Below are 25,761 nucleotides of genomic sequence, written 5' to 3'. Positions count from 1 at the left end.
GTTTTTGCTATAATAAAGGCACAACTACTACGAAAGGAATTATTCGCTATGTTGGAACGATTAAAACATCTTTTTAAAGAAGCGATAGTTCATGAACATCCTGCCAATGTGAATAATGTGAATGATTATGAATGGTTTTCTACACAAGAAGGGGAGAAAATCGGTATTTTAAAAAGTACGCTTACGGAAAAAGAAAAGCAGCTATTGTCTATTTTCCTTACGCCGCTTTCTCTAGCAACGCGTCCGCTCACAAAAGTGGAGAGTGCTTGGCAACGGTTTGTGAACCAAGCAGATGATAGCGAGCTTCGTTTACTGTCCAACCACTCTCCATACTACCGTTTTATCCAATTTCAAATGAACCAAGCTTCCATTGACCATGAACATTTTTATGAAGCCGTGGAAGGACTATTTCCAGAAAATGTGTTGCTTATTTGGGAACAATCAACAAGCGGGGTGATTATCGAGAAAAAACAAACCGAAGCAACATCTCCCCTTCCATTTACTGATTTAATTGATACGTTAGCAAGTGATTTTTACATGACATGGCGTGTTTTCATTGGGCAGACACATCCATACGATGAACATTTGCTTGAACGTTTCCGAACGGAAAAATATTTTTTTGAACTTGCCAATACATACATTCGCACGAAAAAAGTATATACCGTTGCTGATGTATTGCCGCTCGCTCTTATTTGCGACCATCCAAACGCACTAACCATTCAACGGTCGCTTTCCTTTTTAACGAAAGTAGACGACGATCTGATAGAGACGGTAAAAGTATTTCTCGAATGCAACTTAAACGCCTCGCTTGCAGCGAAAAAACTTTATATGCATCGCAATAGTTTGCAATATCGCATTGAAAAATTTATCGAAAAAACGGGCATCGATATTCGCCATTTTCAAGGAGCAACCGCCACGTATTTAGCAATTTTACTTAGCGACTATTTAAAACAAAAGTATTCTTAGGCAGCTTGCCTAAAACTTGTTTTATTTTTTGTGCACGCTGTCCATTTACATTTTTTTTGGTTTTTTATACGATGGAAGCAGTTAACTGAAACCGATTTCATGGAGGGAATAGTAATGGCGGAACTTCGCTTAGAGCACATTTACAAAATTTACGACAACAACGTTACTGCCGTAAAAGATTTTAACTTACATATTCAAGATAAAGAATTTATCGTTTTCGTTGGTCCGTCTGGTTGCGGAAAATCAACGACATTGCGAATGATTGCAGGTCTTGAAGAAATTTCTAAAGGTGATTTATACATCGACGGGAAACGAATGAACGATGTCGCTCCAAAAGATCGCGATATCGCCATGGTATTCCAAAACTATGCACTCTATCCGCATATGAGCGTCTATGACAATATGGCGTTTGGTTTAAAACTTCGGAAATTCCCGAAAGATGAAATCGACCGCCGTGTGCGAGAAGCTGCACGCATTCTTGGGCTCGAACAATATTTAGACCGCAAACCGAAAGCGTTGTCTGGTGGTCAGCGCCAGCGGGTAGCATTAGGTCGCGCCATCGTCCGCGATGCGAAAGTGTTTTTAATGGACGAGCCGCTTTCTAACCTTGATGCGAAACTTCGCGTTCAAATGCGTTCAGAAATTGCGAAATTACATCAAAGATTAGGGACAACGACCATTTACGTAACTCATGACCAAACAGAAGCGATGACAATGGCCACTCGCCTTGTTGTCATGAAAGACGGTGTCATCCAACAAGTCGGTACTCCAAAAGAAGTGTATGAAAAGCCAGAAAATATTTTCGTCGGCGGATTCATTGGTTCACCAGCAATGAACTTCTTAAAAGGACGTCTAGAAGATGGAAAATTCATCATTGACAATGTCTCTATTGGCGTTCCAGAAGGCAAAATGAAAGTGCTTCGCGAACAAGGGTATGTCGGCAAAGAAATCATTTTAGGAATTCGTCCAGAAGATTTCCATGATGAGCCAGTATTTATCGAAGCGTCCCAAAACACAAAAATCACGGCCAATGTTGATGTTGCTGAATTGCTTGGTGCAGAAACAATGATATATTCCCAAATTGCTGGTCAAGAAATTGTTGCGCGCATCGATGCCCGCACAGAAATTAAACCAGGACACCAACTTGATCTTGCGTTAGATATGAATAAAGCCCATTTCTTTGATATTGAAACGGAGAAACGCATTCGCTCTAATAATGAAAAGTGAGTCCCCCTAACTTTATATAAATAGCCCATGCCATTTAGCATGGGCTACTCTTTTATAAACCGAACTTCTTCATTTTGACAATATGGACAAGAAAATAAATGCACGCATTCATGATTTCGTCGCGTCATCGGATATCCGTCTACTTGTTTCATTACATCGATTTCCATATACGGGCTGTAATCGTCAAAGTAATCAGTCACCTTTCCTTGATCTTCCATCTCTGTTTGACAACGGGGACAAAAAAAATGAAATGCTCGAAGACCGTTACAAAGCGGGCAAATTGTCATTGTCATCCTCCTGTTGAAAACTGCCTTATTTTTACTATTCCCAAACTTCCGAGAGTATAAAATACCAAAAATTACTATGAACGAAAAAGTATAAGAAAACAAAAATGTTTCAAACTACTACTACAAAAATAGCCATTGGGTTTAGCCAAGTTTGGCAGCATGCCTGAAAAGGCGTGCATGCTGGTGCAAATCCAGCCAACCCAGCCATTAAAGTTTTAAAACGAAAAATAAGGAGATGATTCCAAATGGCAAGAACAACGAACAATCAAGTATTAGTTGCTGGTGCTCAACAAGCGATTGACCAAATGAAATACGAAATTGCTCAAGAATTTGGCGTAAGCCTTGGCGCAGACACTACTTCTCGCGCAAACGGTTCTGTTGGCGGAGAAATTACAAAACGTCTAGTGTCAATGGCGCAACAACAACTCGGCGGCCAATATAGCGCACGCTAACAACTGCATATACATGGCAAAAAAACGCCCTAGGCAATCGCCTAGGGCGTTATTGAATCAGCTGTAAAAACTGTCTTGTTCGTTCCTGCTGCGGATGTTCAAACAGCTGGCTAGGAGTTCCACGTTCTACGACAATTCCTCGGTCCATAAAAATCACTTCATCTGCTACTTCTTTTGCAAAGCGCATTTCATGTGTTACGACAACCATCGTCATTCCTTCATTTGCTACATCTTTCATTACCTTTAATACTTCTCCCACAAGTTCCGGATCAAGCGCTGATGTCGGTTCATCAAATAGCATGACGCTTGGTTCCATCGCAAGCGCACGAGCAATGCCGACTCGCTGCTGTTGTCCGCCTGACAATTGAAACGGATACCGATCTGCTTGTTCGGTTAACCCCACTTTTTCTAATAACTTCATCGCTCTTTGGCGCGCCTGTTCTTTCGGCTCTTTTTTGACGGTTACAAGCCCCTCCATGACGTTTTCTAGCGCCGTCATATGTGGAAATAAATTATAATTTTGAAATACCATCCCGGTTAGCTGCCGAAACGCGTGAATTTCTTTTTTGGCAACCGGTTTTGCAAAATCTAGTGTCTTTTCACCGATCGTTATTTTCCCTTTCGTCGGCACTTCTAACACGTTCAAACAACGCAGAAGCGTCGTCTTTCCTGATCCTGAAGGCCCGATAATGACAACGACTTTTCCTTTTTCAACCGTCATATCAATCCCTTTTAACACTTCTGTTTCCCCAAATTGCTTATACAATCCTTCCACAACGATCATGTTTTATCCCCTTATCGAGCAATATAGCGGTTTAGCCGTTTTTCGATCCGATCTTGAGCGATGGATAATAGGAAACAAATCACCCAATAAATAATTCCCGTTTCCGTATACAATAGCAAAAACTCGTAATTCATAGAAGCAATTTCTTGCGCCTTCCGAAACATCTCCGCCACAAGAATAAGCGAAGCAAGCGACGTATCTTTTACCAAACTAATAAATGTATTTGATAACGGTGGAATGGATACGCGGGCGGCTTGCGGAAAAATAATTCGCTTTAACGTCTGGCGGTAACTCATGCCTAACGAATACGCTGCTTCCCATTGCCCTTTTGGAATTGATAAAATAGCGGCACGAACAATTTCGGAAGCATACGCCCCGACATTTAGCGAAAACCCGATAACGGCTGCGGGAAATGAATCGATGGTGATGCCCAAGTTCGGCAACCCATAAAAAATAATAAACAATTGGACAAGCAGCGGTGTCCCACGAATCGCCGATACGTACACCCGTGCGAGTGCCGCTAATAATTTTAGTTCAGAAATACGTGCTAATGCAGTAACAACCGCCAATACTAATCCAATCGAAAAGGTAATAACCGTCAATGGAATCGTATAATACAAAGCCCCCTTCACTAACGGAAGAAGGGAGCTCTGGGCAATGGAAATAATCCGCTCCAATCGCTCATCTTCAATCATTATATTATTTAGATACATCTTGACCAAACCATTTCTCAGAAATTTTCGCATATGTTCCGTCGTTCATCATATCTTGCAGCGCTTCATTCACAGCCTTCACTAACGTTTCATTTCCTTTTCGGAACATGAGACCGCTTTTCGACGCGTCATGGTGAGTTGCGACTATTTTAATCGGTGCATTTGGTTTTTGCTTTAAGAAATCTAAAACGGATAATTTATCGTTAATCGTTACATCGACACGTTTTGAACTTAACAGTTCAATCGCTTGGTTAAAGCCTTCCACACCTACAATTTCCGCTCCGTACGAACGAGCTAAATCCGCAAAATTGCTCGTCATTGATTGCGCTGCTTTTCGCCCTTTTATATCTTCGAACTTAGAAATCGTGCTATTATCTTTCCGCACCACTAACACCGCGGCTGATGTCGTATACGGAATAGAAAAATCATATTTTTCTTGGCGGTCTTTCCGGATGCCTACTTGGTTGGCAATCATATCAAATCGCTTCGCATCTAAACCCGCAAACATCGCGTCCCATTGCGTTTCCATAAACACCGGCTTGACACCAAGCCGTTTCGCTACTTCCGTGGCAATTTCCACATCAAATCCTGTTAATTTGCCCGTTTTGTCATGAAACGTAAATGGCGGATACGTTCCTTCCGTCCCAATGCGAAGTTCCCCTTCTTTTTTTATTTTCGTTAATAAATCGGTTTCTTTCGTTGTTTCTTTTGCTTGATTGCTGCAGCCTGCTAGCAACAAAAAGACGCTTACCATCAATAAAGTGCATACGTTCACAAATTTTTTCATACTTAACCCCCATTATTCCTATTGATTTTATAACATATGTCATCATAAAAGAACGGGAGAAAAATGTCAATGAAAAAAGATGCCCTCCTCGGACATCTCTACACTTCTTCCGCAATCGGCTCATTCAGTGATACGAGCACTTTGCGAATTCTTCGGTTTTCGACTTGGCGGACGGTTAACGTCAGTGAACCGTATTGCACCGTCTCTCCGCCGGTAGGGATGCGCCCTAGCAGCTCAAACACCCATCCTCCTAACGTATGAGAGGAACTTTCTGGCTCATCCATTTTCATAAACTCACAAAACTCATCAAGTGGCAATTCTGCGTTCATCTCATAGCTATAGTCATCAATCTGTTGAATGACCTTAATAGCATCATCATGTTCATCCCATATTTCCCCAACAATTTGCTCGATAATGTCTTCAAGTGTAATTAATCCTGCCGTCCCACCAAACTCGTCGACGACAATTGCCATATGTACTTTGCTCTTTTGCAAAGCCGGCAACAAATCCGCAATTTTCATCGATTCAACGACAAACAGTGGCTTGCGCAACAATGCGCGAATATTCACTTCCTTTTGCTGCACAAGTTGGCTTAAAAAATCACTCTCCGATAAAATGCCAATAACATGGTCAATGTCGTCTTCATACACCGGCACGCGCGAATAGCGCTCCTGTAAAAAAACGTCGCGAATTTTTTCAACCGAATCATTTACTTCCACAGCGACCATGTCAATGCGCGGAGTAAAAATTTCTCCAACTAAAATGTCATCGAAATCAAGCGACCGGTGCACTAACTCCTTCTCTTTGTTATCAATTACACCTTCTTCTTCACTTAAGTCAATCATTTCTTTAATTTCTTCTTCTGTCATCGATGGACTTATCATCCCATCTGTCAACCGCCTCACTAACTTCCCTTTCAATCCAACAAACAGCCAAGTCAGCGGAAACATCGCTTTCATTAGTGCATACATGATACCAGCATATTTTAGCGCCACCGATTCTGCATGCTCTTCTGCAATTGTTTTCGGGATAATCTCGCTAAACATAAGTAACAGCACGATTATGACAAGCGCACCAATCCATAGGCCAGTCGTTTCACCGAACAAAGTGCTAGCTATTTTCACGGAAAACACTATCGCTACCGCTTTGACAAAATGATTTGCGACGACTGCCGTTAACAGAACTTCTTCTAAATGCTCGGCAATGTAAACCGTTCGCCTGTTGTCGTCTATTTGTTCGCCTGCGTCATGCTTTAGCCGCATTTTGCTCACCGCAGAAAAAGCCGCTTCTGCCGAAGAAAAAAACGCCGACAACGCAATGAAAAAAAGAAGCAAACTAAAAATCAGAGGCAATTCTCCCAATGAATCGTCACTCCTAAACCGCTACTTTTGTATTATCATATCAAATTTTTCACAAAATTCCTATCACCTAAACAATAAATGCAAAAAAACTGCGGACATCTCGCCGCAGTTTTTACGAATCGAACAATGTTGCGCCAATTACAAACACGAGCGTTAACAATGATGCAATATTTAAGGTAATTGATAGTTCTTCCATTTCCTAGCCTCCCATTTTGCAGAAAGAATTCCCCCATCATTACCTTAACATAAAACATGGCGCAATCTACCGTTTAAATCGTACGATTTTTTGACAAACACTATCCTAAATACCGATAGTAAATCGCCTTCGCTTCCTGTATATCTTTCGTTCCGTGAACGAGCGCCCGTCCATCACAAAATACGACAAGGCGATGCGAAGGAAGCGAAATAGAAATGAGATATGGATTGCTATCTACAGAGAATCCTTGAGCAGCAAACAATTCCGCAAGTTTCGCCAAGTCGTATTCCCGCTTCCCCGCTGGGCGTATTTGCACCGAATTTCGTCCGCACAATACCGCTGTTTTCGTTTGCATCTCGTACGATAAATATGGATACGTCGGATTCGTCCCACAAGACGGGCAATCGTCTTTTTTCACTTGATCAACGCGGATAGCTGCATATTGATTGTTCCATAAATCAAACGAAACAAGTTTGCCGCGCAATGACGCTTCATCTCCAATGAGCAGTTTTAACGTTTCTGTCACTTGATAAGCGACTACCATTTGCACTGCTGGACTAATAATCCCTGCTGTATCACACGTTAATCCACCGATTGGCACTGTTTCGAGCAAACAGTGTAAGCACGGCGTTTTTCCTGGGATAAAAGCGTAACTAATGCCGTAACTTCCCACGCAGGCGCCGTAAATCCAAGGAATGCCGTATTTACACGAAATATCATTAATCGTCATGCGGGTTTCAAAATTGTCTGTCGCATCGACAATGACATCTGGTCTGACTTCTGTCGCTAACCGCTCCAATTCTTCTACGTTAGCATCGCCAACCATTGCTTCAATCTCCACTTCCGAATTAATTTGCGAAAGCCGCTGTTGAGCTGCTATTGCTTTCGGCAGCCGCGCTTTCGCGTCTTCTTCGCTATAGAGCTGTTGGCGCTGCAAATTGCTCCATTCGACATAGTCGCGGTCAATGATTGTCAGTTTCCCCACTCCCGCACGAACAAGCGCCTCTGCATTTCCGGTGCCGAGCGCCCCTGCGCCGACAATTAACACATGTTTTGCGGAAATACTTGCTTGTCCTTCTTTACCAATCGGCCGAAACAGTTCTTGCCGTGAATAACGTTCGTTCAAACAGTACTCATTCCTTCCATTGGGCTGCTTGCAGTTGCGTATCGTTTTTTAGGGATTCTTCCTGCCTCATATCCGAGACGCCCAGCTTCAATAGCTAACTTCATCGCTTTTGCCATTTTCACCGGATCAGAAGCGCTGGCAACTGCTGTATTTAATAACACGCCGTCTGCTCCTAATTCCATCGCCAACGCTGCATCGGCCGGGCTGCCGATTCCGGCATCGACAATGACCGGTACTGTCGCTTGCTCGATAATAAAACTTAAGTGTAACGGGTTAATAATTCCCTGCCCCGAACCAATTGGCGAAGCTCCCGGCATAATCGCATGGCATCCTAAGTCTTGTAACCGTTTGGCAAGCACCACGTCATCAGACGTATATGGCAGGACGATAAATCCTTCCTCCAGCAACATTTCCGCTGCTTTCAGCGTTTCCACTGGGTCTGGAAGCAACGTTTTATCGCAACCGATCACTTCTACTTTAATCATATCACATAACCCCGATGCTTTGGCGAGCCGTGCGATGCGCACCGCCTCTTCCGCTGTTTTCGCCCCTGCTGTATTCGGAAGAAGTTTATATTTTCTTAAATCAAGCTGTTCTAAAAAGTTCGGTTGATCGGGAGCAAAAATATTCATTCGTCGCACCGCAAACGTTAAAATTTCCGCTCCTGATACTTCGACCGCTTCTTTTTGAATCGCAAAATTCGGATATTTTCCTGTTCCTAATAATAGTCGAGAGTGAAATTCGTAAGGTCCAATTTTTAACATCATCATCCGCCTCCTACAAAATGAACGATTTCAACGCGATCGCCGCTATTTAATGTTGCTGTGGCATATTGCTCTTTTTGCAGAATACACGCATTCACTTCCACGATGACAATTTTTTCATTCAGTCGAAAATGCTCAAGTAAATCGCTAACGGTTTGAATGCGCTCTTGTACACGAACCGTCTCTCCGTTAATGATTAATTCCATTCCATTCCCCCCTTACAACTTATAGGTCGCCTGATGCCGCGTCAGCGAAAACGGGGCGAGATCAAATTCATTACTTCCCTTTCCTCCTACTAAATCAGCGACAATTATTCCAGTAATCGGGCTTAGCAAAATACCGTTGCGGTAATGGCCGGTTGCAATCCATATGTTCGGATAGTGTGGATGTTCGCCAATATACGGTACTCCGTCCCCTGTTTGTGGGCGAATGCCAGCCCACGCCCGCTCCCACTCTGCCGCGCGAATATCTGGAAGCAGTTGTTGCGCCCGCTCTAATAAGCTCATCATTCCTTCGACCGTTACTTTTTTGTCAAACGTATGCGGTGTAGATGTCGCTCCAATTAATAAACGATTCCCTCGTTTTGGGACGATATAGCAGCCATTTTTCGCAAAAATCGTTGCTTGAATGAGCGGTTTTTCGACCTTGACGAGCACACATTCCCCTTTTACTGGATACATCGATAGCGAGATTCCGGTTTTTTCTAACAGGCGTGCTGACCATGTACCTGCAGCGACAACAACTGCCCCTGCATGAACGACTCCGTTATTTGTATGCAAACGATAGCTTGTTCCTTCTTTCGTGATATCGAATACTTCTGTGAATTCGCGCCATTCTGCTCCATACACGAGCGATGCGTTCGCAAACGCGTGTGATAAATCTGGTGCGCTTACTTGCCCGTCGTTTGGCAAATATAGTGCGCCGCGCAAGTTTTTTGTGACATTCGGCTCAAAATCCGCTACTTCCTCGCTCGATAGCCATTGCGCTGGTTGCCCAATTCGCTGCCAAAATTCATTATTTCGTTGCAGTGCTTCGCGTTCTTCTTCTGTCAACGCGATTTTCAAAATGCCTTTTTGCACAAGACCGATATCAATGCCGGTCAATTCTTTCAATTCTTCTGCGAGCGAAACAATCATCTCACGGCTTTTTAGCGCAAGCGGAAGAAAGCAAGGAGTTGAAGAACATTTTTGGCACGGATACGCTTCGTTCGAAAGAAGTGGATAATCGTTTGAAAATTCCGACTGTGCACCTAACATGCCCGCCGCTGCACTCGACGCTTCATTTGCGATTCGCTCTTTTTCTAATACAATAACTCGCGCGTTTCGCTTCGCCAATTGAAAAGCGATGGATCCCCCAATAACTCCACCGCCAACAATGGCGACATCATATTTGCCACTCATTTCCCCTCTCCCTTTCTAAAAAATCATTTGTGCGTAGCGTTTCACTTCTCGAAGCGGATCTTCTGCGAAAAATACCCCTGACATGACAGCAATTCCAGCGGCACCTGCCTCCCATACGCTCGGCACGTGATGCGGTTGTATACCGCCAATAGCAATAACAGGAATATGTACTGCATTTACTATTTGCGCCAATGCTTCTATCCCTCTTGGCGGCACTCCTCGTTTCGATGCTGTCGGAAACACATGCCCATATATACAAAAGTCGGCACCGCTATGTTCTGCTTCTTTTGCCTCGTCCAACGAATGAACCGAACAGCCAACAGAAAGCGACGAAAAGCACTCCTTTACTTGCCGAACAGACAAACTATGAAATGCAAGCTGTACTTTCACCCCATAGACAGCAGCGACATCGACGCGATCGTTTACGACAATTTTTTCTTTTGGAACACCATGCAAAAGAAGTGATTCAATCATTTCTCCAAGCTCTTTTGCCGTTTTCGTTTTCTCGCGAAGATGAATGGCATCCACATATAGATGAATCTCTGAAGCAATCGCCACCACTTGCTCCGTTGACTGCCTTCCTGTCGAAATAACGTGAAACTGTTTTTTCATCATCTTTGGCAAGGAGACCCCGACTTCTAAGCGAGAGCGAAAGTCGGGGCGGAATCGTCCTTCCTCCTTTCTTTTGTATATGATAGAATGAGAATGTGGAGAAAACCGTTGAATCAAGGTACTCCAATCCCCGTTACTCGATGTAGGGAGTTGGTTGCAGGAAACGTTGCAACCGTAAAACATCGAGCGTACATCCGTCTGTTGCGCGTGGAAGTCAAGTACTGCCTACAGACATGCCGAGCCACTCGGTAGCGATATAGGCATGACCTATGTCGTTGGGTAGTCGTCAACCTGCCCCTGATGCAACCCCAAGTTAAGGAAGGAGGACGAAGTCCGTTCGCACTTCTGGGGAGTTGCAAACCCCCGCTTCAAGCGTTAGCTAAGTGGGGGTAGTTGACTTTGTCTCCCTCGCTAGCGAACATCGGTCACCGGAAAATACGGAAAAACCGCTGCCATATAATACGACAGCCCAATAAGTCCAATCATCGACACGAAAAAAATAGCGTCATAGCGGCTAACCGGGATATGATAGTAAAACGTCCGGTTTTTAGCATCCGAAAACCGTTTTGCTTCCATTGCTATGGCAATGCGCTGTGCCCGACGAATGCTTTGGGATAAAAGCGGCACCGCATACCGCTTCATTTTTTTTACTATTCCCCCATCGTCTGCCCCCCGCACTTTAAGCGCATTTTGTACCGTTTGAAATTCTTCAAGCATCACTGGAATTAACCGAACGCCTGCTAAAAAGCTATAGGCGTATTTCGGCTTTAACTTTAACTGCTGCATTAGGGAATAAAATAAGTATACTGGTCTTGTCGTTAACGAAAAAATTAAGCCGAGCAACGCAAACGATAACGCCCGAAACCCAAGATGCATGCCGCGGAAAAAGCTCTCTTTTGTAATATGCACAAGCCCCCATCGCACCCATGTCGTCGTTCCTTGTCCAAACAACGTCATCGACGAGGCAGTCGAAACGAAAATAATAAAAAACGGCAAGAAAAAAAGCACTAAATATTTTATTGGGTAACCAGTATAAAAGAAAAACAACAACAATAACCCAAGCGATAAATTAATGAGAACGTTCGGATTATGCAAAAACAGTATAAGGAGAAAAACGCTGAGCATTACGAGCAGTTTGAAACTCGGATTCGTTCGATGCAACCATGTTTCACGATAACGAATATCCAATCTCACAGCGCATCCCCCTTTCCTCCTCTATGACTGGCTCATCACGGACAAGCCTTCCATTTTCAATGACCCATCTGCGCGTCGCAAAATGTTTAACAATATGTTCATCATGCGTAACCATAATAATCGTTGTTCCTTGCTCTCGGTACGATTCGAGCAATTCTAGCAAAGCAAATGTATTTTTGGCATCTTGCCCAAACGTTGGCTCGTCTAGCAACAATAACTTTTGTCCGCCAATGATCGCTGCAGCTACGCTTAATCGACGCTTTTGCCCCATTGATAATTGATACGGATGTTGCGCGCGTTGTCCTTCTAAATGAAACCGGCTTAACAGCTCTTCTACTTTTTCGGTTATTTCTCGTTCGTCTTTTTTTGCGAGTCGAAGGGAATACGCCAACTCTTCCCATACCGAATTAGTCACAAACTGAAACTCTGGATTTTGAAAAACGAACGCCATTTTTTGAGCAAGCTGTTTCGTCTGTTCTAGCCGTTCTCCATCCACCTCATACTTTCCATCCGTTGAAATGAGCTTCATGAGCGCGTGCAAAAACGTACTTTTCCCCGCGCCGTTTTTGCCGGTAACTGCAATCCATTCTCCTTTTTGCACTCGCGCCTTTTGAACATGAATTTTCACTTCTTTCTTGCGGTAGCCACGAAATTCATGCAAGCGAATGATTTCTTGTCGTTCACCGCTATCTACTCGTTCCTTTTTCTGTTTTAAGTAATCGTCCCATACCCCAGGATACCAAATGCCTTGTGAGGCAATGAGCTCCTTATGAGTGCGAAAAATAATAGACGCTTCGCCGTCCGCCACAATTTCTCCCCCATCGTTAAACAAAATGATGCGGTCAACGAAATCTAAGACGTGCTCAATTTTATGTTCGACGATAATGACCGTCTTATCATGCGCAATTCGCTTCACAGTCTGCCAAATCAATTTTGTCCCTTCCTCATCGAGCATCGCTGTCGGCTCATCGAGAAATAAGACATCCGGATCAAGCGCCAATACGGAAGCAAGCGCAAGCCGCTGCTTCATCCCGCCTGATAGCGTATGAATATTCGTATGCGGCAGTACAGGCAACTCAACCGCTTGCAATAACTGCTCGATTCGTTCGTTCATTTGTTCGCGCGGAACACCGATATTTTCTAGCGCAAACGCAATCTCTTCATCGACGAACGGCATGCAAAATTGCGAATCGGGATCTTGAAAGACGTATCCCCAATTGTCAGGGATACGTATATGTTTTACCTTCATCGGAACGTCTAACGAATGCGGAATGATTCCAGATAGTACTTGCAATAACGTCGATTTTCCGCATCCAGATGGACCGAGCAACAACACTTTTTCGCCCTTCGTAAAAGAAACAGATACATCTTCAAATAACAACGTATCCGTTCCAGGAAATTTCAGACGCAACTCGTCAACTGATGCTACATACATACGAAAAAGCCACCTTTTAACGGTTCAACTGATCAAAATCTTCTTTCGTCGCCGACCGAACGAGCTGCGTTACCCCGGTCGCTTCGAGCGCTTTGACTAATGAAGAAGCAAATACGCCGGAAATGAGAATCGCACCGACAAATCGCGCAATGAGGAATAGCGCTAAGTTCCAAGGAGCTAACGCCTCAATATATCCTTTGTAAAAGTCCATGATTAACGATCCGATCGTGGAACCGATAGCCGCTAATGAAACGACAAACAAATCGAATCGCTTATAGCGGAATGCTGCAAACGCCACTTCTGCAAATAATCCTTGAACAACACCGTAAAGCAATACTTCTAATCCCCACTCCGAGCCCATAATAAACTCGCCGGAAGAAGCAGCAATTTCCGCTAGAAGGGCTACCCCTGGCTTGCGAATGACAAGAAATGCCACTGTCGCGGCGATAAACCACATCCCGTAGATGAATTGATCAATATGAAGTCCAAACGGTTTCACGAAATAATAAAACGGTCCCCAAAGCTTATACACAATGCCAAATACAATCGAAATAACAACAGTTGTTAAAATATCGGCTAACTTTAATCCTTTTTGCATCGTTCTTTCTCCCTTCCTTTTTGTTATATTTGACTTCCGTAAGCGTAAGTATCTACATAAAATACCCCCTCTAAAATAAAAACCACCTTCTTTACAAGCGTAAAGAAAGTGGTTACAAACGTGAGTGAGCGAATGTATTTTTCCACTTCCCTACGCTGGTATCACCCAGATCAGGTTCTAAGGGTCTCAAAGGCACACTTTGATCTCAGCCTATCTAAAGGCCCCCCTAGTGGATGCAAAACAAAAAAAATATTCAGTTGTTTACATTTATCATATCACGCCACTTCTCATTGTCAAGGTATTTACTTCTTCATCATATTCGTTTCCCGCTATGATTATTCCAGTTTCTCTTCACGTTGCGTCTTGTCGGCCAATTCTGTATGATAAAAAGGCAAATAACTAGGTAATGGAGTGGAGAACGTGGCAAACGTATTTTTGAAACGAAAGCGAAAAAAACGGCTGGAACAAGGTCATCCTTGGATTTTTCAAAGCGAAGTCGATTATATTGAAGGAGAATTTGAACCAGGTGATTTTGTCGATGTGTATAACCATCAACGCCATTTCCTTGCCAAAGGCTACATTAATCCAAAATCGCAAATGATCGTGCGCGTCTTGACACATCATGAAGAAGATGAGTTAAATGAAACGTTTTTCATCGAGCGCATTCGAAAATCGTGGGCGTACCGCGAGCGCATGATTCCAGGCGTCCGTTCTTGCCGTGCGATTTACGGCGAAGCCGACTTTTTGCCAGGATTAATTGTCGATAAATATGAAGATGTGCTCGTTGTACAAATTCTTTCGCTCGGGATGGAAAAACGGAAAGACTGGATTTTAAAAGGGCTGCTCGAAGTATTTAAGCCGAAGGCGATCTATTTGCGCAATGACGTATATGTCCGCGAATTGGAAGGACTGCCGCAAGAAAAAGGATTTTGGTACGGCGAGTGCGAAACAGAAGTGATCATCGAAGAAAATGGAGTCAAATACATTGTCGATATCGAAAACGGGCAAAAAACAGGATTTTTCTTTGATCAACGGCAAAACCGTGCCGCCATTCAACCGCTTATCGACCGTCACACGACTGTATTAGACTGCTTTACTCATACAGGGTCATTCATGTTAAACGCGTGTTTATACGGCGCCAAACATGTAACAGCGGTCGATATTTCGGAACATGCGATCGAAACCGCCAAACGAAACGCAGCATTGAACGGGTTTACGAACGTCGAGTTTGTCGTCGCCAACGCGTTCGACTATTTACGCGAAGCTGTTCATGCCGAAAAGAAATGGGACGTTGTCATTATCGATCCTCCTGCGTTCGCTAAATCAGCGCACGCCGTTCCGAAAGCGCTCGGCGGCTATAAAGACATTAACTTAAATGGGCTAAAGCTCGTCAAGGACGGCGGATTTTTTGTCACAGCGAGCTGCTCATATCACGTCCACGCCGATTTATTCCGGGCAATGATTGAAGAAGCAGCGTTTGATGCGAAAAAGATTTTGCGCCTCGTCCATTGGAGCGGCGCCGGCTATGACCACCCAAAACTGCTCGCCGCCGATGAGGGAGACTATTTAAAATTCGCCATTTTTGAAGTGCATTCTCGTAAATAAATTGGAAAAAGGATGTCCCTCATCAGGACATCCTTTTCGCTTATTTCTTCAACAAATACACCCTTGCCTCATACGGCTTTAGTTTGAAACGAGTGGCATTTTTATGCGGTTTTACCTCATAGTTTTTCAGCACTAACTGTTCAGATGATAATTTGAGATCGTCGTAGCGATAAAACGCCGGTTGGGCTGTCATATTGACAATAATGACCGCTTTGTCCGCTCCTAACGTTCTTGTATAAGCATAAACCGCCTTATCTTTCTCTAAAATCAAGTCATACGTTCCGTAAATAAACACCTCATTTTCTTTCCGAAGCCGAATCATTTTTTTATAAAAATGGAGAACAGAGTCATGGTCATTTAATTGTTGTTCCACGTTAATTTCTTTAAAGTTCTCGTTCACTCCCATCCAAGGTGTCCCTGTCGTAAATCCAGCATTGGCTGCGCTTGACCATTGCATCGGTGTTCTCGAGTTATCTCGCCCTTTTTTCCAAATTACCTCCATAATTTCTTCATGTGGACGGCCTTTCTCTCGCTCTAACCGATAAAAATTTTTCATCGCTACATCGTCGTATTCTTCAATCGTTGCAAAACGGACGTTCGTCATTCCGATTTCTTGCCCTTGATAAATAAACGGTGTTCCTTGCATAAAAAAGTAAAGGGCACCTAACGCTTTTGCACTCTCTTTCCAATATTCTTTATCATTCCCCCACGTCGAAACGGAACGAGGCTGGTCATGATTTTCGAGAAATAGTGCATTCCATCCTTTGTTTTCTAATGCTTTTTGCCATTTGGTGAACGTGCGCTTTAACTGCCGCACATTCACCCCGCCATCGATCCCTTTCTCCCACAACCCTAAATGCTCAAACTGAAAAATCATATTAAAAATTCCATCATTCTCGCCAACCCAAGCTTCTGCTTCTTCTGCTGTTACGCCGTTTGCTTCACCGACTGTCATAATGTCGTATTGCGCAAACGTTTGCATTTTTAACTCTTTTAAATAGTCCATAATCCCTTCTTGGTTCATATGGGCAGCAAATGACGGAACATAATCTAATCCTTTGGGATTTGGTAAATCAGGCAATCCCGGCTTTTTCTTAATATGGGAAATCGCATCGATGCGGAACCCATCAATTCCTTTATCAAGCCACCAATTAATCATCTTATATAGCTCGCGGCGCACCTCGTCGTTCTCCCAGTTTAAGTCGGGCTGCTTAACAGCAAACAAATGCAAATAATATTGATCGGTCGCTGGGTCGTATTCCCAAGCTGATCCGCCAAAAATACTCTCCCAGTTATTCGGTTCACGTCCATTTTTTCCGTCACGCCAAATATACCAATCGCGCTTCGGGTTATCTTTCGACGAACGCGACTCAATAAACCAAGGATGCTCATCGCTTGTATGATTAATGACCAAATCTAAAATCACTTTCATACCGCGTGCGTGGGCTTCTTCTAACAACTCATCAAAATCTTCCATCGTTCCGAATTCTTCCATAATCGCGTGATAGTCGCTAATATCGTAGCCGTTATCCGCGTTTGGCGATTTATAAATCGGACAAATCCATATGATATCGATTCCAAGGTCGCGCAAATAATCTAATTTTGCAATGATCCCACGCAAATCACCGATACCGTCTCCATTCGAATCCATAAAGCTTCGCGGATAAACTTGATAGGCAACGCCTTCTTTCCACCATGTCTTTTTCACGGCTGTTTCCTCCTCTTTTCTCGTATACGCTTTCAATGCTATTCTTCATTTTAATATACAATAACCGTTCAGGAAAGAAAAAGTTTTCCCGTCACAAAATTTTAAAAAGCCCATAAAAAACGAGGCTAGCCCTTAGCCTCATTGTTGCTCGTACAATTTTAAATGATGGTACACTGCTTTTAATAGCGGCGCATCAATCCCGTATTGCTTAGCTAGTGTTAACAAATACCCTTGCAAATGATCCGCTTCTACTAAATTCCCTTTCTCCATATCGCGCTGCATCGACGATTTCATGTGCGGCGACATGTCGTTCATTTGTGCCAATTGCGTTTCTTCAATATCATCAGCAATTGGGGCACCGTGTGCCCGCATAATCGATGCAATCTCTTTCAACAATGTTAACAAAAGCTCTTGTCCATATTCTCCTGAACGAACAGGTCCCATCGGTGCGCGGAATAATGTAGTGGCCCCAGACATCGTCGCAATAAACAAATATTTATGCCACATATCCGTAACGATTTGATTGCTCAAGCGAAAGCGTGCGTTGCAGCCAAAAAACAGTTCTTCTAGCGCTCGTACCCGTTCTGTCACTTCTCCAGACCATTCCCCAAATTTAACGTCATGAGACGGGCTTGACTGAACGATTGTCCCATCTGGCTCCATCGTCGTTTCGATAAAACAAAGCCCGCCTAACACGCGCTCCTTGCCAAACTCCTTCCAAAGCCATTCCATATGCGCCATGCCATTTAATAACGGCAACACGAGCGTTTTCTCTCCGATATATGGCTTTGCATCACGAATCGATTCCTGTAAATGATACGCTTTATTCGAAAAAACGACAACATCAAACGCCCCTTTTGCTTCTCCAGCGACAAGCGTTTTTGGTGTTACGACCGCATCTCCGTGAATGCTACGAATAACAAGCCCGTTTTCCTTTAGCTGTTTTCTCCGCCGCTCACGTACAAGAAACGTAACATCTCTTCCTTTTTCCACTAACCGCCCACCAAAATATCCACCAACTGCACCTGCTCCAACGACTAATACGCGCATTTTTCTTCCCCCTTATATCGTTGATGAGATTTGCATACTCTATAACCGAACTGAAAATAAAATGGAGGGCAACTGCACATGACGAAACGAAACAAAAAAACAAAGGCTGGGTTACAAAGCGCCAAATCCGTTACAGATTTGTCCTTAAGCAATCCTATGGATAATGAAAAAAGTGCCAAAAAATCTCGGCCTCATTAAACCACAAAGAAAAGGGAGAATGCCTCTCCCTTTTTTCGTTAGCAACAGCGGGAAACTTTTCCGCCCTTGCCGTTATACCGTGCTTCTTGCGCCTCGCAAAAAAATTCTTTTCGGGATTTAATCGGCGCACCTGGATGATGGGTTTTCATATGCTCTACATACCGTTCATAGTTTGGGACCCCGACAAGCAAATCAACAAACTGCCGGCGATATTTCATGATCCCTTCCATTAATTTACGCATAATGCTTAACCTCGCTATTAGCGTCGCGTGGAATGTAAGGCGCCTCTTGTAGCGGCGTTCCTTTGTTATTTAACACTTTTATCCACATATTGATAGACGAAATAAGCATGATTAAAACAACTGTCATGAAAATTGCACATAATGTCGCATCAACATAGTCGTTGGTAATAATTTGCTGCATTTGTGCCTCCGTCGTTGCAGGTGGCAAAATTTTCCCTTGATTTAATGCATCTTTAAATACTTTTGCATGGGCTAAGAAGCCAATTTTCGGATTTTCATGGAACAACTTTTGGAATCCTGCAGTCATTGTTACTACTAAAATCCATGTCGTCGGCACCAATGTCACCCATACGTACGCTTTTTTGCCCATTTTGAATAAAACGGTAGTTCCTAACAATAACGCAATTCCCGCCAGCATTTGGTTTGCAATCCCGAATAGTGGCCACAACGTGTTAATACCACCTAACGGATCAATAACCCCTTGGTATAAGAAATATCCCCACCCAAAGACGCACAACGTCGTCGCAACAATATTTGCTGGTATCCAATCTGTTCTCGCAAACGGCTTATAAAAATGGCCGAGAATATCTTGAATCATAAAGCGCCCAACGCGCGTTCCCGCATCAATTGTCGTTAAAATAAATAGCGCTTCAAACAAAATCGCAAAGTGGTACCAAAACGCCATAAACGCTTTTCCGCCGATCACTTTCGAAAGAATAAAGGCCATCCCGATTGCTAATGTCGGTGCTCCACCTGTACGTGACAAAATTGTTTGCTCGCCGACATCTTTCGCCAACTGTGTTAACACGTCTGGAGTAATCGTAAAGCCCCATGAAGAAACGGTTTTCGCTGCTTGCGCGACATCTTGGCCAATAACGGCCGCTGGGCTGTTAATCGCAAAATAAGCCCCTGGTGTAAGCACACACGCTGCTACGAGCGCCATAACAGCAACAAACGATTCCATTAGCATCGCTCCGTATCCAATCGGACGAGCATGGCTTTCTAATTCCATCATTTTTGGCGTTGTGCCAGAAGAAACGAGCGAGTGGAATCCGGAAACGGCTCCGCACGCGATTGTAATAAACAAGAACGGGAATAAGTTCCCAGCAAACACCGGACCAGTACCATCGACGAATTTTGTAACCGCTGGCATTTGTAAATCTGGCGCAACGACTAAAATTCCTAACGCCAACCCAACAATCGTTCCGATTTTTAAAAATGTACTTAAGTAGTCGCGCGGCGCAAGCAATAGCCATACTGGCAATGCGGATGCCACAAAGCCGTAGCCGATCATTAACAGTGCGATCGTTTCGCCTTTAAACGTAAACATGCTCGCTAGTGTAGGGTTTTCAGAAACATTTTGCCCAAATACAAGCGAAGCCATTAATAGCACAAAACCAATAATCGACGCTTCCCCAACACGTCCCGGACGGATATAGCGCATATATACGCCCATTAAAATCGCAATTGGAATGGTAGCGGCAATCGTAAACATTCCCCATGGGCTTCCTACAAGCGCTTTCACAACAACTAATGCTAAAACCGCTAATAAAATAATCATAATACCTAAAATACCTAGCATTGCAATAAGTCCTGTAAACGAACCGATTTCCTCTTTAATCATTTCCCCAAGCGATTTGCCGTTACGGCGCATCGACGCAAATAAAATGACAAAATCTTGCACTGCCCCCGCCAATACAACACCGACGACAATCCAAATTGTCCCTGGCAAATAGCCCATTTGCGACGCTAAAATCGGACCAACTAACGGACCTGCGCCTGCGATGGCTGCGAAATGATGTCCAAACAATACCCATTTATTTGTCGGAACATAGTCTTTTCCGTCATTAAACACTTCCGCTGGTGTTTTACGGTTGTCATCTAATTGGAATACTTTTTGCGCGATAAATTTACTATAAAAACGATATGCAACCGCGTACACACATACAGCAGCAACGATGAGCCAAATGGCGTTAATCGTTTCGCCACGGTGCAACGCTAACAAGCCAAACGCAACTGCTCCGAGGGCGGAAATAAGTCCCCAAAGCAACATTGACTTTAGTCCTTTCACCCTTCTCTCCCCCTTTTTGTTTATTCTTTATCATTATACTAATTATTCTGAAAAATTAGATAAACATCATCATAACATGTAAAAAACGGCGAATAACATGTCAAAATTTACACTTATCATGCATTGTTTTTGCTTTTTTCTGTGCTCATTATCGTGAAAAAGTATAAAAAGAATATATTTGCTAAAAATGTAATTATACAAAGTAAATGAAAGGGGGGAGTAAAATAAAGCTGCAATAACCCTTTTCTCATAAAAAGGACAGCTAACATACCATCGGCAACTAAAATTATTCAGCAAAGGGTTAAGAACAAGTGAAAGCAATCGAACAATTATTATGGAGTATTGCGTTCCCTGGTTTCGGACAATTTTTAAATAAAAAATATTTTAAAGGAACTGTTTTTATTTTATCGGAGCTTTTAATTAACGTTCAGTCCCGATTTAACGAAGCGATTCAGTTAAGTTTTTTAGGGGAAAATATAGAAGCAGCAAAAATTATTGATATTCAATGGCTAATGTTCTATCCATGTCTCTATTTTTTTGCGATGTGGGACGCGTATAAAGATGCCGGTGGCGGAAAGTCTCCTTACGCGTTTCTTCCATTTGTGTTTTCTGCTTATTTTGTGACAGTTGGGCTTATTTTCTCTACACATCTAACATTTTTTGGAGTATTTTTTGGCCCCATTTGGCTTCCTATGCTATCCGTCATTCCCGGTGCATTCATCGGGCTGGTCATTCAAGCCATTCTCAATCGCTCGTGAAAAAGCCGCCAATTATCCGTTGGCGGCTTTCACTTCTTTATGCATTTTTCCTTTTTTCCACATTCCTGCCGTTAGCACCCCAGCAATTACGAAAAACTCAAACCCATATTTTACGATTGGATTGGTGAAATACGTCGCTAAAAACGGCTCGCCAACAATCATTTTTGCAGCGGTCCATGCTAATACACCAGCCCCGATCGTAATAATGACCGGGAACCGATCCACCCATTTTAAAATGATCGTGCTTCCCCACACAACAACCGGAACAGAAATCAGCAGCCCTAAAATGACTAACAAAAAGCTCCCGTGGGAAGCCCCCGCTACCGCTAAGACGTTATCAAGCCCCATTAGCGCATCGGCAATGATAATGGTACGAATTGCCTCCCACATGTTTTTTCCCGCTTCTACTTCATGTCCTTTTTCTTCGATAAGCAACTTATAAGCAATCCAAACGAGCAATACGCCACCGACAAGCAATAGTCCTGGAATTTTCAACAACCAAACGACCACCATTGTCGCCAATGCCCGAATAACAATCGCACCAACTGTCCCCCAAATAATCGTTTGCTTTTGCTGATGCTTCGGTAAATTTCGTGCAGCTAGCCCAATGACAATGGCATTATCCCCAGCTAACACAAGGTCAATAATAATAATCGATAATAGCGCGGACCAAAATTCCATTGAAAGAAAATCCATTTTGTTTCATCCCCCTATATCCCATATTTATGTTTTAATGTGTCTGGTGCTGTCTTTATCATTCTTTGTAAAATTAGCATAAGTACTGCTAAATCATCGAGTATTCCAATACCGGCCAGCCAATCTGGGATGACATCAAACGGAATTAGAAAGTACCCGATGAAAAGAAGAAGATACGCGATTTTTTTACGAAACGCTACTTCTCGGGAGCAAAAAAACGAAATGACAAATGGAATAAAGCTCCTTATTTTAAAAAATAATCGTATTCTTCTCATTACTTTTCCTCCTTTCCAATTAAAAAAGACCTTTACCGTTTCGGTAAAGGTCTTCTATATTCGTACAGACCTTTACCACGTCGGTAAAGGTCTCGCTAACAACGTCAATGTTGCCAACAAAGCCGAGGGCGTATACCCTGAACTGACGACTTTGCTGTAAAAGCTACTCCCCTTTTACACACATCTCATATATATCGTTACTTTCATATTAACCAATCTTTTTCTGCCTGTCAATAGTTGCTATCCATTACCGATTGAACAAATTGTTTGCCGAACTGTTTGCATATTTCTTTTTCTTCGGCACTTGGTGACAATTCGATTTTTAGCCCGTCAAGTACGACTTCCGCTCCTAACTGTTGCAGTTTTTCGATTAAAATGTCGACAGCTGCTCCATATTTTTCGTAGCTAGAATCGCAAGACCCAAATACGGCTGCTTTTTTTCCTGTTAAATCAAGCCCGTCCATATCGTCATAAAAATCAAGAAAATCATCCGGCAACTCTCCATCTCCCCACGTATACGCCCCTAGCAGAATTCCATCATATGCTTCTAGCTCGCTGGCGTCTGCGTCTAATACTTCTTTTACTTCTAAATCGGCTCCTTCTTCCTCCATTCCTTCTGCAATCGCATTCGCTATTTCTTCCGTATTCCCCGTCATGCTTGTATAAATCATTAGCAATTTTGCCATTTTACTCTCCCTTCCAACCAGAAATGATAATCATTATTGCTTTAAATTTTATTTGATAAAGATTATCATTGTCAATATCTTTTTTTCCAAAACCCTTTACCGATGCTATACTAAGCAAAAAAGGTTGTGCTCCTTTTGGAGCGACCTCAAACCAAAACACGGACTCATCGGATGCTCTGCTACACCATCAAATCCTACCTTTTCTGTTCAAAACTTTCTTTCCTTTTGTTGATCCTCAACATACAAAGCTACTGTCGCAATTTGTTTAATCATCATTCCCCTTTAAAACAAGAACATATATTCGTGTTTTTCCATAAGAAAAGCGCAAAGCGCCCGCCTATCGGCGAAGAGCGCACAAGCCCCACCGAGGAGAGCTCGAACCAAGCATGGCTTGGTTCTGCGTAGGTAACCTCACTGAAGCCAATCCATGTGTCGCCGCCGAAAGAAAGGGCGGAGCGCATCACACCGATGGCGCTTGAAGCTAGACAGCTCTCTGCCCAATTGCAAAATTTTATACTCCCTATCTTTTAAAAAAAGAAGGTGTGTACACCTTCTATAAAATTCCGACCCAGATTTTTACCGCCGTAGCGAAAATAAGTACAGCCAAAATGATTTGCAACACTTTCGTATTCATTTTTTGCCCTGTTTTTGCTCCAAGCGGAGATGCGATAATACTTGCAATGACCATAATAAGCGCTGGAATAAACTGCACTTGTCCTGTCACAATTTTGCCAAATGTCGAGCCAATGGAAGAAATAAACGTAATCGCTAAAGAAGAAGCGATTGTCATGCGCGTCGGAATTTTAAGCACAACGAGCATAATCGGTACTAATAAAAACGCGCCAGCTGCCCCGACGATTCCAGAACCGATTCCGACAATAAAAGCAAGCGTCGCTGCCAACCATTGATTAAACGTCACTTTGTCTAGCGGGATATCATCGATTCCTTTTTTCGGTACAAACATCATGATAGCCGCAATTGCCGCTAAAACCCCATACACGATGTTAATGCTGTTTTCTGACATTGGCTTTGAGCCATATCCGCCAATAAAACTCCCAATTAAAATGCTAATTCCCATGTAAAGAATGAGTTTTTTATTAAGATATCCACCCTTGCGGTACGCCCATACACCGCCAATCGTCGCAAAAAAGACTTGCACTGCACTTACCCCGGACACTTCATGCGCACTAAACGCCGCAAGACCAAATAGCGGCGGGAGATAAAGCAGCATCGGATATTTAATAATCGAACCGCCGATTCCTACCATTCCAGATATAAAAGAGCCGATAAAACCGATGAGAAAAATAACGATAATATAATTGAGTGTCACGTCCATTTTATAAGCCCTCCTTTATGAAAACCGGGGGTACTTCCTGTGCGTATCCCCCGGTGTTTTCCTTTTTTAATGCGTATGATGTAACGCGCAACGGTTCGGTCCGATTTCTAGCTCTTGTTGTTGCTCGGCATCAACTACTTTTTGTCCGCGGTTAATGGCAACAATGTCTTCAAAGTTTGGCGGCGTTTCTGTGTTGGCGTTTTGCACGACGATTTCAATAAATTCGTCTTTTTGTTTATTTTGCATCATTTCATTGCGTGCGCGAATGTTTCCTAGCATATCTCCAATGTATCCATCTTTATTCATTTCTTCGTCTAAGTTTGCATAATGCGCTGGCAATACGATCACATCGTCCGCAATTGTAGCGACTTTTTCATATACTGTATCGTATAAGTCCGCTGCCCATTCTGCCACTTTTCCGCCTAAGTCTGGACGGCCTAAACCGCCGACAAAAATCGTATCTCCTGAGAAGAGCAGTTTTTGGTTCACGAAGAACGATACACTTCCTGGCGTATGTCCTGGTGTTTTCACTGCTAACACTTCTAACTGAACTTGCTCAAACTCAATTTTGTCATGCGCTTCTAGCGGCTCAAAATCGAATAAAGCTCCTTCGCTTTTCATTAAATAATATTTCGCACCTGTGCGTTCTGCTAACGCTCTGCCGCCAGAAATGTGGTCAGCATGCAAATGTGAATCAACAATATGCGTAATGTTGACGCCTTCTTCTTTCGCCACATTCTCGTATACATCAATAAAGCGTGAAGGATCGACAACAAGCGCTTCGTTTCCGGAGATGACCATGTAAGACAAACAGCCTTTTCCAACGCGAATAAATTGATATACTTTTATTTTGTCATCTTCATACACTTTTGCTTGATGAAGATGTTCGCTCCATGCTTTCATGCCGCCAACAAGTGTATACACATTGTCAAACCCTGCTTCTTCCAATTGTTCGGCGATAAATGCAGCGGAACCGCCTTTGGCACAAACGACTACGATTTCTTTATCTTTTGGAATGCGATCCTTAACCTCTTCAACACCCTCCAACAACTCAAAATAAGGAACGTTTAAGTATTCAAAATTTTCCCCTTCAATTTTCCAATCGTTAAAATCGCTTTCGTTCCGCACATCGAAAATAAACACATTTTCTTTGTTTAACACTTTTCTCGTCAATTGTTGCACTGTCATTTCTTTCATAGCTTTTATACCCCCTGTAGTATAAATTTATCAATAA

At 43.0% G+C, this 25,761-nt stretch carries 27 protein-coding genes and 1 riboswitch; of the genes, 5 read left to right on the top strand and 22 right to left on the bottom strand.

The window, feature by feature from the left end:
* Positions 1-48: 48 nt before the first annotated feature.
* Complete coding sequence (locus tag GFC30_RS05000; protein ID WP_066323160.1) at positions 49-966, top strand: PucR family transcriptional regulator; 918 nt, start codon at positions 49-51, stop codon at positions 964-966.
* A 114-nt stretch (positions 967-1,080) separates the two neighbouring features.
* Complete coding sequence (locus tag GFC30_RS04995) at positions 1,081-2,193, top strand: ABC transporter ATP-binding protein (protein ID WP_066323159.1); 1,113 nt, start codon at positions 1,081-1,083, stop codon at positions 2,191-2,193.
* A 44-nt stretch (positions 2,194-2,237) separates the two neighbouring features.
* Here the strand turns inward: GFC30_RS04995 and GFC30_RS04990 are convergent, their stop codons facing one another.
* Positions 2,238-2,480, bottom strand: a complete 243-nt coding sequence (locus GFC30_RS04990) for a hypothetical protein (protein WP_066323158.1) — start codon at positions 2,478-2,480, stop codon at positions 2,238-2,240.
* Positions 2,481-2,725: 245 nt separating this feature from the next.
* Between GFC30_RS04990 and GFC30_RS04985 the strand changes: the two genes are divergently transcribed.
* Complete coding sequence (locus GFC30_RS04985) at positions 2,726-2,932, top strand: alpha/beta-type small acid-soluble spore protein (protein ID WP_066323157.1); 207 nt, start codon at positions 2,726-2,728, stop codon at positions 2,930-2,932.
* 49 nt (positions 2,933-2,981) lie between these two features.
* Here the strand turns inward: GFC30_RS04985 and GFC30_RS04980 are convergent, their stop codons facing one another.
* The 12 genes from GFC30_RS04980 to GFC30_RS04925 all read right to left on the bottom strand — a co-directional run bounded on the left by GFC30_RS04980 (position 2,982) and on the right by GFC30_RS04925 (position 13,902).
* Positions 2,982-3,716 carry an amino acid ABC transporter ATP-binding protein gene (locus tag GFC30_RS04980; RefSeq protein ID WP_066323156.1) on the bottom strand — a complete coding sequence of 245 codons (735 nt, stop codon included), beginning with the start codon at positions 3,714-3,716 and terminating at the stop codon, positions 2,982-2,984.
* Between the two features lie 11 nt (positions 3,717-3,727).
* On the bottom strand, positions 3,728-4,429 hold the full coding sequence (locus GFC30_RS04975; protein WP_066323155.1) for an amino acid ABC transporter permease: 702 nt from the start codon (positions 4,427-4,429) through the stop codon (positions 3,728-3,730).
* Positions 4,416-5,216: an amino acid ABC transporter substrate-binding protein gene (locus tag GFC30_RS04970; protein ID WP_066323154.1), complete on the bottom strand. Its 801-nt coding sequence runs from the start codon at positions 5,214-5,216 to the stop codon at positions 4,416-4,418. The genes GFC30_RS04975 and GFC30_RS04970 overlap by 14 nt, the downstream gene beginning before the upstream one ends.
* A 98-nt stretch (positions 5,217-5,314) precedes the next feature.
* Positions 5,315-6,577, bottom strand: a complete 1,263-nt coding sequence (locus GFC30_RS04965; RefSeq protein WP_066323153.1) for a hemolysin family protein — start codon at positions 6,575-6,577, stop codon at positions 5,315-5,317.
* A 296-nt stretch (positions 6,578-6,873) separates the two neighbouring features.
* Positions 6,874-7,899 carry a thiazole biosynthesis adenylyltransferase ThiF gene (locus GFC30_RS04960; protein WP_066323152.1) on the bottom strand — a complete coding sequence of 342 codons (1,026 nt, stop codon included), beginning with the start codon at positions 7,897-7,899 and terminating at the stop codon, positions 6,874-6,876.
* On the bottom strand, positions 7,896-8,663 hold the full coding sequence (locus GFC30_RS04955; protein ID WP_066327147.1) for a thiazole synthase: 768 nt from the start codon (positions 8,661-8,663) through the stop codon (positions 7,896-7,898). Before GFC30_RS04955 ends, GFC30_RS04960 begins: the two co-directional genes overlap by 4 nt.
* Before the next feature lie 2 nt (positions 8,664-8,665).
* On the bottom strand, positions 8,666-8,869 hold the full coding sequence (thiS, locus tag GFC30_RS04950; RefSeq protein ID WP_066323151.1) for a sulfur carrier protein ThiS: 204 nt from the start codon (positions 8,867-8,869) through the stop codon (positions 8,666-8,668).
* A gap of 12 nt (positions 8,870-8,881) precedes the next feature.
* The gene (gene thiO / locus GFC30_RS04945) at positions 8,882-10,063 is read right to left on the bottom strand and encodes a glycine oxidase ThiO (RefSeq protein WP_066323150.1); all 1,182 of its coding nucleotides are present in this window, start codon (positions 10,061-10,063) and stop codon (positions 8,882-8,884) included.
* A gap of 15 nt (positions 10,064-10,078) precedes the next feature.
* Positions 10,079-10,675, bottom strand: coding sequence for a thiazole tautomerase TenI (gene tenI / locus GFC30_RS04940; protein ID WP_066327146.1), 597 nt, complete (start codon positions 10,673-10,675; stop codon positions 10,079-10,081).
* Between the two features lie 411 nt (positions 10,676-11,086).
* Positions 11,087-11,869 carry an energy-coupling factor transporter transmembrane component T family protein gene (locus GFC30_RS04935; RefSeq protein ID WP_066323149.1) on the bottom strand — a complete coding sequence of 261 codons (783 nt, stop codon included), beginning with the start codon at positions 11,867-11,869 and terminating at the stop codon, positions 11,087-11,089.
* On the bottom strand, positions 11,844-13,304 hold the full coding sequence (locus GFC30_RS04930) for an ABC transporter ATP-binding protein (protein ID WP_066323148.1): 1,461 nt from the start codon (positions 13,302-13,304) through the stop codon (positions 11,844-11,846). Before GFC30_RS04930 ends, GFC30_RS04935 begins: the two co-directional genes overlap by 26 nt.
* 16 nt (positions 13,305-13,320) lie before the next feature.
* Positions 13,321-13,902 (bottom strand): ECF transporter S component, encoded by a 582-nt coding sequence (locus GFC30_RS04925; RefSeq protein WP_066323147.1) that lies wholly within the window; start codon positions 13,900-13,902, stop codon positions 13,321-13,323.
* Positions 13,903-14,032: 130 nt separating this feature from the next.
* A riboswitch (TPP riboswitch) is annotated at positions 14,033-14,140 on the bottom strand.
* Between the two features lie 182 nt (positions 14,141-14,322).
* Here GFC30_RS04925 and GFC30_RS04920 point away from each other — a divergent pair.
* Positions 14,323-15,507, top strand: coding sequence for a class I SAM-dependent rRNA methyltransferase (locus tag GFC30_RS04920; RefSeq protein WP_066323146.1), 1,185 nt, complete (start codon positions 14,323-14,325; stop codon positions 15,505-15,507).
* Positions 15,508-15,547: 40 nt separating this feature from the next.
* Here GFC30_RS04920 and GFC30_RS04915 read toward each other — a convergent pair whose 3' ends face one another.
* The 4 genes from GFC30_RS04915 to GFC30_RS04900 form a co-directional block, all read right to left on the bottom strand.
* Positions 15,548-17,215, bottom strand: coding sequence for a glycoside hydrolase family 13 protein (locus GFC30_RS04915; protein ID WP_066323145.1), 1,668 nt, complete (start codon positions 17,213-17,215; stop codon positions 15,548-15,550).
* Between the two features lie 138 nt (positions 17,216-17,353).
* Positions 17,354-18,265, bottom strand: coding sequence for a ketopantoate reductase family protein (locus tag GFC30_RS04910; protein ID WP_066323144.1), 912 nt, complete (start codon positions 18,263-18,265; stop codon positions 17,354-17,356).
* Between the two features lie 236 nt (positions 18,266-18,501).
* Positions 18,502-18,705, bottom strand: coding sequence for a YbdD/YjiX family protein (locus GFC30_RS04905; protein ID WP_066323143.1), 204 nt, complete (start codon positions 18,703-18,705; stop codon positions 18,502-18,504).
* Entirely contained in the window at positions 18,698-20,776 is a 2,079-nt protein-coding gene (locus tag GFC30_RS04900; protein ID WP_066323142.1) for a carbon starvation CstA family protein, read from the bottom strand. The genes GFC30_RS04905 and GFC30_RS04900 overlap by 8 nt, the downstream gene beginning before the upstream one ends.
* Before the next feature lie 311 nt (positions 20,777-21,087).
* Between GFC30_RS04900 and GFC30_RS04895 the strand changes: the two genes are divergently transcribed.
* Positions 21,088-21,534, top strand: a complete 447-nt coding sequence (locus GFC30_RS04895; protein ID WP_066323141.1) for a hypothetical protein — start codon at positions 21,088-21,090, stop codon at positions 21,532-21,534.
* A gap of 12 nt (positions 21,535-21,546) precedes the next feature.
* On the opposite strand, the gene GFC30_RS04890 is transcribed toward GFC30_RS04895, so the two are convergent.
* The 5 genes from GFC30_RS04890 to GFC30_RS04870 form a co-directional block, all read right to left on the bottom strand.
* Positions 21,547-22,230 (bottom strand): TerC family protein, encoded by a 684-nt coding sequence (locus GFC30_RS04890; protein ID WP_066323140.1) that lies wholly within the window; start codon positions 22,228-22,230, stop codon positions 21,547-21,549.
* Between the two features lie 14 nt (positions 22,231-22,244).
* Positions 22,245-22,505: a YkvA family protein gene (locus GFC30_RS04885; protein WP_066323139.1), complete on the bottom strand. Its 261-nt coding sequence runs from the start codon at positions 22,503-22,505 to the stop codon at positions 22,245-22,247.
* A gap of 230 nt (positions 22,506-22,735) precedes the next feature.
* Entirely contained in the window at positions 22,736-23,191 is a 456-nt protein-coding gene (locus GFC30_RS04880; RefSeq protein ID WP_066323138.1) for a flavodoxin, read from the bottom strand.
* Positions 23,192-23,744: 553 nt separating this feature from the next.
* The gene (locus GFC30_RS04875; RefSeq protein ID WP_066323137.1) at positions 23,745-24,527 is read right to left on the bottom strand and encodes a sulfite exporter TauE/SafE family protein; all 783 of its coding nucleotides are present in this window, start codon (positions 24,525-24,527) and stop codon (positions 23,745-23,747) included.
* Between the two features lie 66 nt (positions 24,528-24,593).
* Complete coding sequence (locus GFC30_RS04870; protein ID WP_066323136.1) at positions 24,594-25,724, bottom strand: MBL fold metallo-hydrolase; 1,131 nt, start codon at positions 25,722-25,724, stop codon at positions 24,594-24,596.
* Between the last annotated feature and the right edge of the window lie 37 nt (positions 25,725-25,761).

Source organism: Anoxybacillus amylolyticus (assembly GCF_001634285.1).
GTDB classification, from domain to species: domain Bacteria; phylum Bacillota; class Bacilli; order Bacillales; family Anoxybacillaceae; genus Anoxybacteroides; species Anoxybacteroides amylolyticum.
The sequence above is the reverse complement of the archived record's forward strand: the minus strand, read 5'-3'. Positions and strand labels throughout refer to the sequence as shown.

What these genes read in the sequence shown, in the direction of transcription:
- GFC30_RS05000 (WP_066323160.1), top strand. Translation starts at nt 49, where the DNA reads ATGTTGGAACGATTAAAACATCTTTTTAAAGAAGCGATAGTTCATGAA.
- GFC30_RS04995 (WP_066323159.1), top strand. Translation starts at nt 1,081, where the DNA reads ATGGCGGAACTTCGCTTAGAGCACATTTACAAAATTTACGACAACAAC.
- GFC30_RS04990 (WP_066323158.1), bottom strand. Translation starts at nt 2,480, where the DNA reads ATGACAATTTGCCCGCTTTGTAACGGTCTTCGAGCATTTCATTTTTTT.
- GFC30_RS04985 (WP_066323157.1), top strand. Translation starts at nt 2,726, where the DNA reads ATGGCAAGAACAACGAACAATCAAGTATTAGTTGCTGGTGCTCAACAA.
- GFC30_RS04980 (WP_066323156.1), bottom strand. Translation starts at nt 3,716, where the DNA reads ATGATCGTTGTGGAAGGATTGTATAAGCAATTTGGGGAAACAGAAGTG.
- GFC30_RS04975 (WP_066323155.1), bottom strand. Translation starts at nt 4,429, where the DNA reads ATGTATCTAAATAATATAATGATTGAAGATGAGCGATTGGAGCGGATT.
- GFC30_RS04970 (WP_066323154.1), bottom strand. Translation starts at nt 5,216, where the DNA reads ATGAAAAAATTTGTGAACGTATGCACTTTATTGATGGTAAGCGTCTTT.
- GFC30_RS04955 (WP_066327147.1), bottom strand. Translation starts at nt 8,663, where the DNA reads ATGTTAAAAATTGGACCTTACGAATTTCACTCTCGACTATTATTAGGA.
- thiS (WP_066323151.1), bottom strand. Translation starts at nt 8,869, where the DNA reads ATGGAATTAATCATTAACGGAGAGACGGTTCGTGTACAAGAGCGCATT.
- thiO (WP_066323150.1), bottom strand. Translation starts at nt 10,063, where the DNA reads ATGAGTGGCAAATATGATGTCGCCATTGTTGGCGGTGGAGTTATTGGG.
- tenI (WP_066327146.1), bottom strand. Translation starts at nt 10,675, where the DNA reads ATGAAAAAACAGTTTCACGTTATTTCGACAGGAAGGCAGTCAACGGAG.
- GFC30_RS04930 (WP_066323148.1), bottom strand. Translation starts at nt 13,304, where the DNA reads ATGTATGTAGCATCAGTTGACGAGTTGCGTCTGAAATTTCCTGGAACG.
- GFC30_RS04925 (WP_066323147.1), bottom strand. Translation starts at nt 13,902, where the DNA reads ATGCAAAAAGGATTAAAGTTAGCCGATATTTTAACAACTGTTGTTATT.
- GFC30_RS04910 (WP_066323144.1), bottom strand. Translation starts at nt 18,265, where the DNA reads ATGCGCGTATTAGTCGTTGGAGCAGGTGCAGTTGGTGGATATTTTGGT.
- GFC30_RS04905 (WP_066323143.1), bottom strand. Translation starts at nt 18,705, where the DNA reads ATGCGTAAATTAATGGAAGGGATCATGAAATATCGCCGGCAGTTTGTT.
- GFC30_RS04890 (WP_066323140.1), bottom strand. Translation starts at nt 22,230, where the DNA reads ATGGATTTTCTTTCAATGGAATTTTGGTCCGCGCTATTATCGATTATT.
- GFC30_RS04885 (WP_066323139.1), bottom strand. Translation starts at nt 22,505, where the DNA reads ATGAGAAGAATACGATTATTTTTTAAAATAAGGAGCTTTATTCCATTT.
- GFC30_RS04880 (WP_066323138.1), bottom strand. Translation starts at nt 23,191, where the DNA reads ATGGCAAAATTGCTAATGATTTATACAAGCATGACGGGGAATACGGAA.
- GFC30_RS04875 (WP_066323137.1), bottom strand. Translation starts at nt 24,527, where the DNA reads ATGGACGTGACACTCAATTATATTATCGTTATTTTTCTCATCGGTTTT.
- GFC30_RS04870 (WP_066323136.1), bottom strand. Translation starts at nt 25,724, where the DNA reads ATGAAAGAAATGACAGTGCAACAATTGACGAGAAAAGTGTTAAACAAA.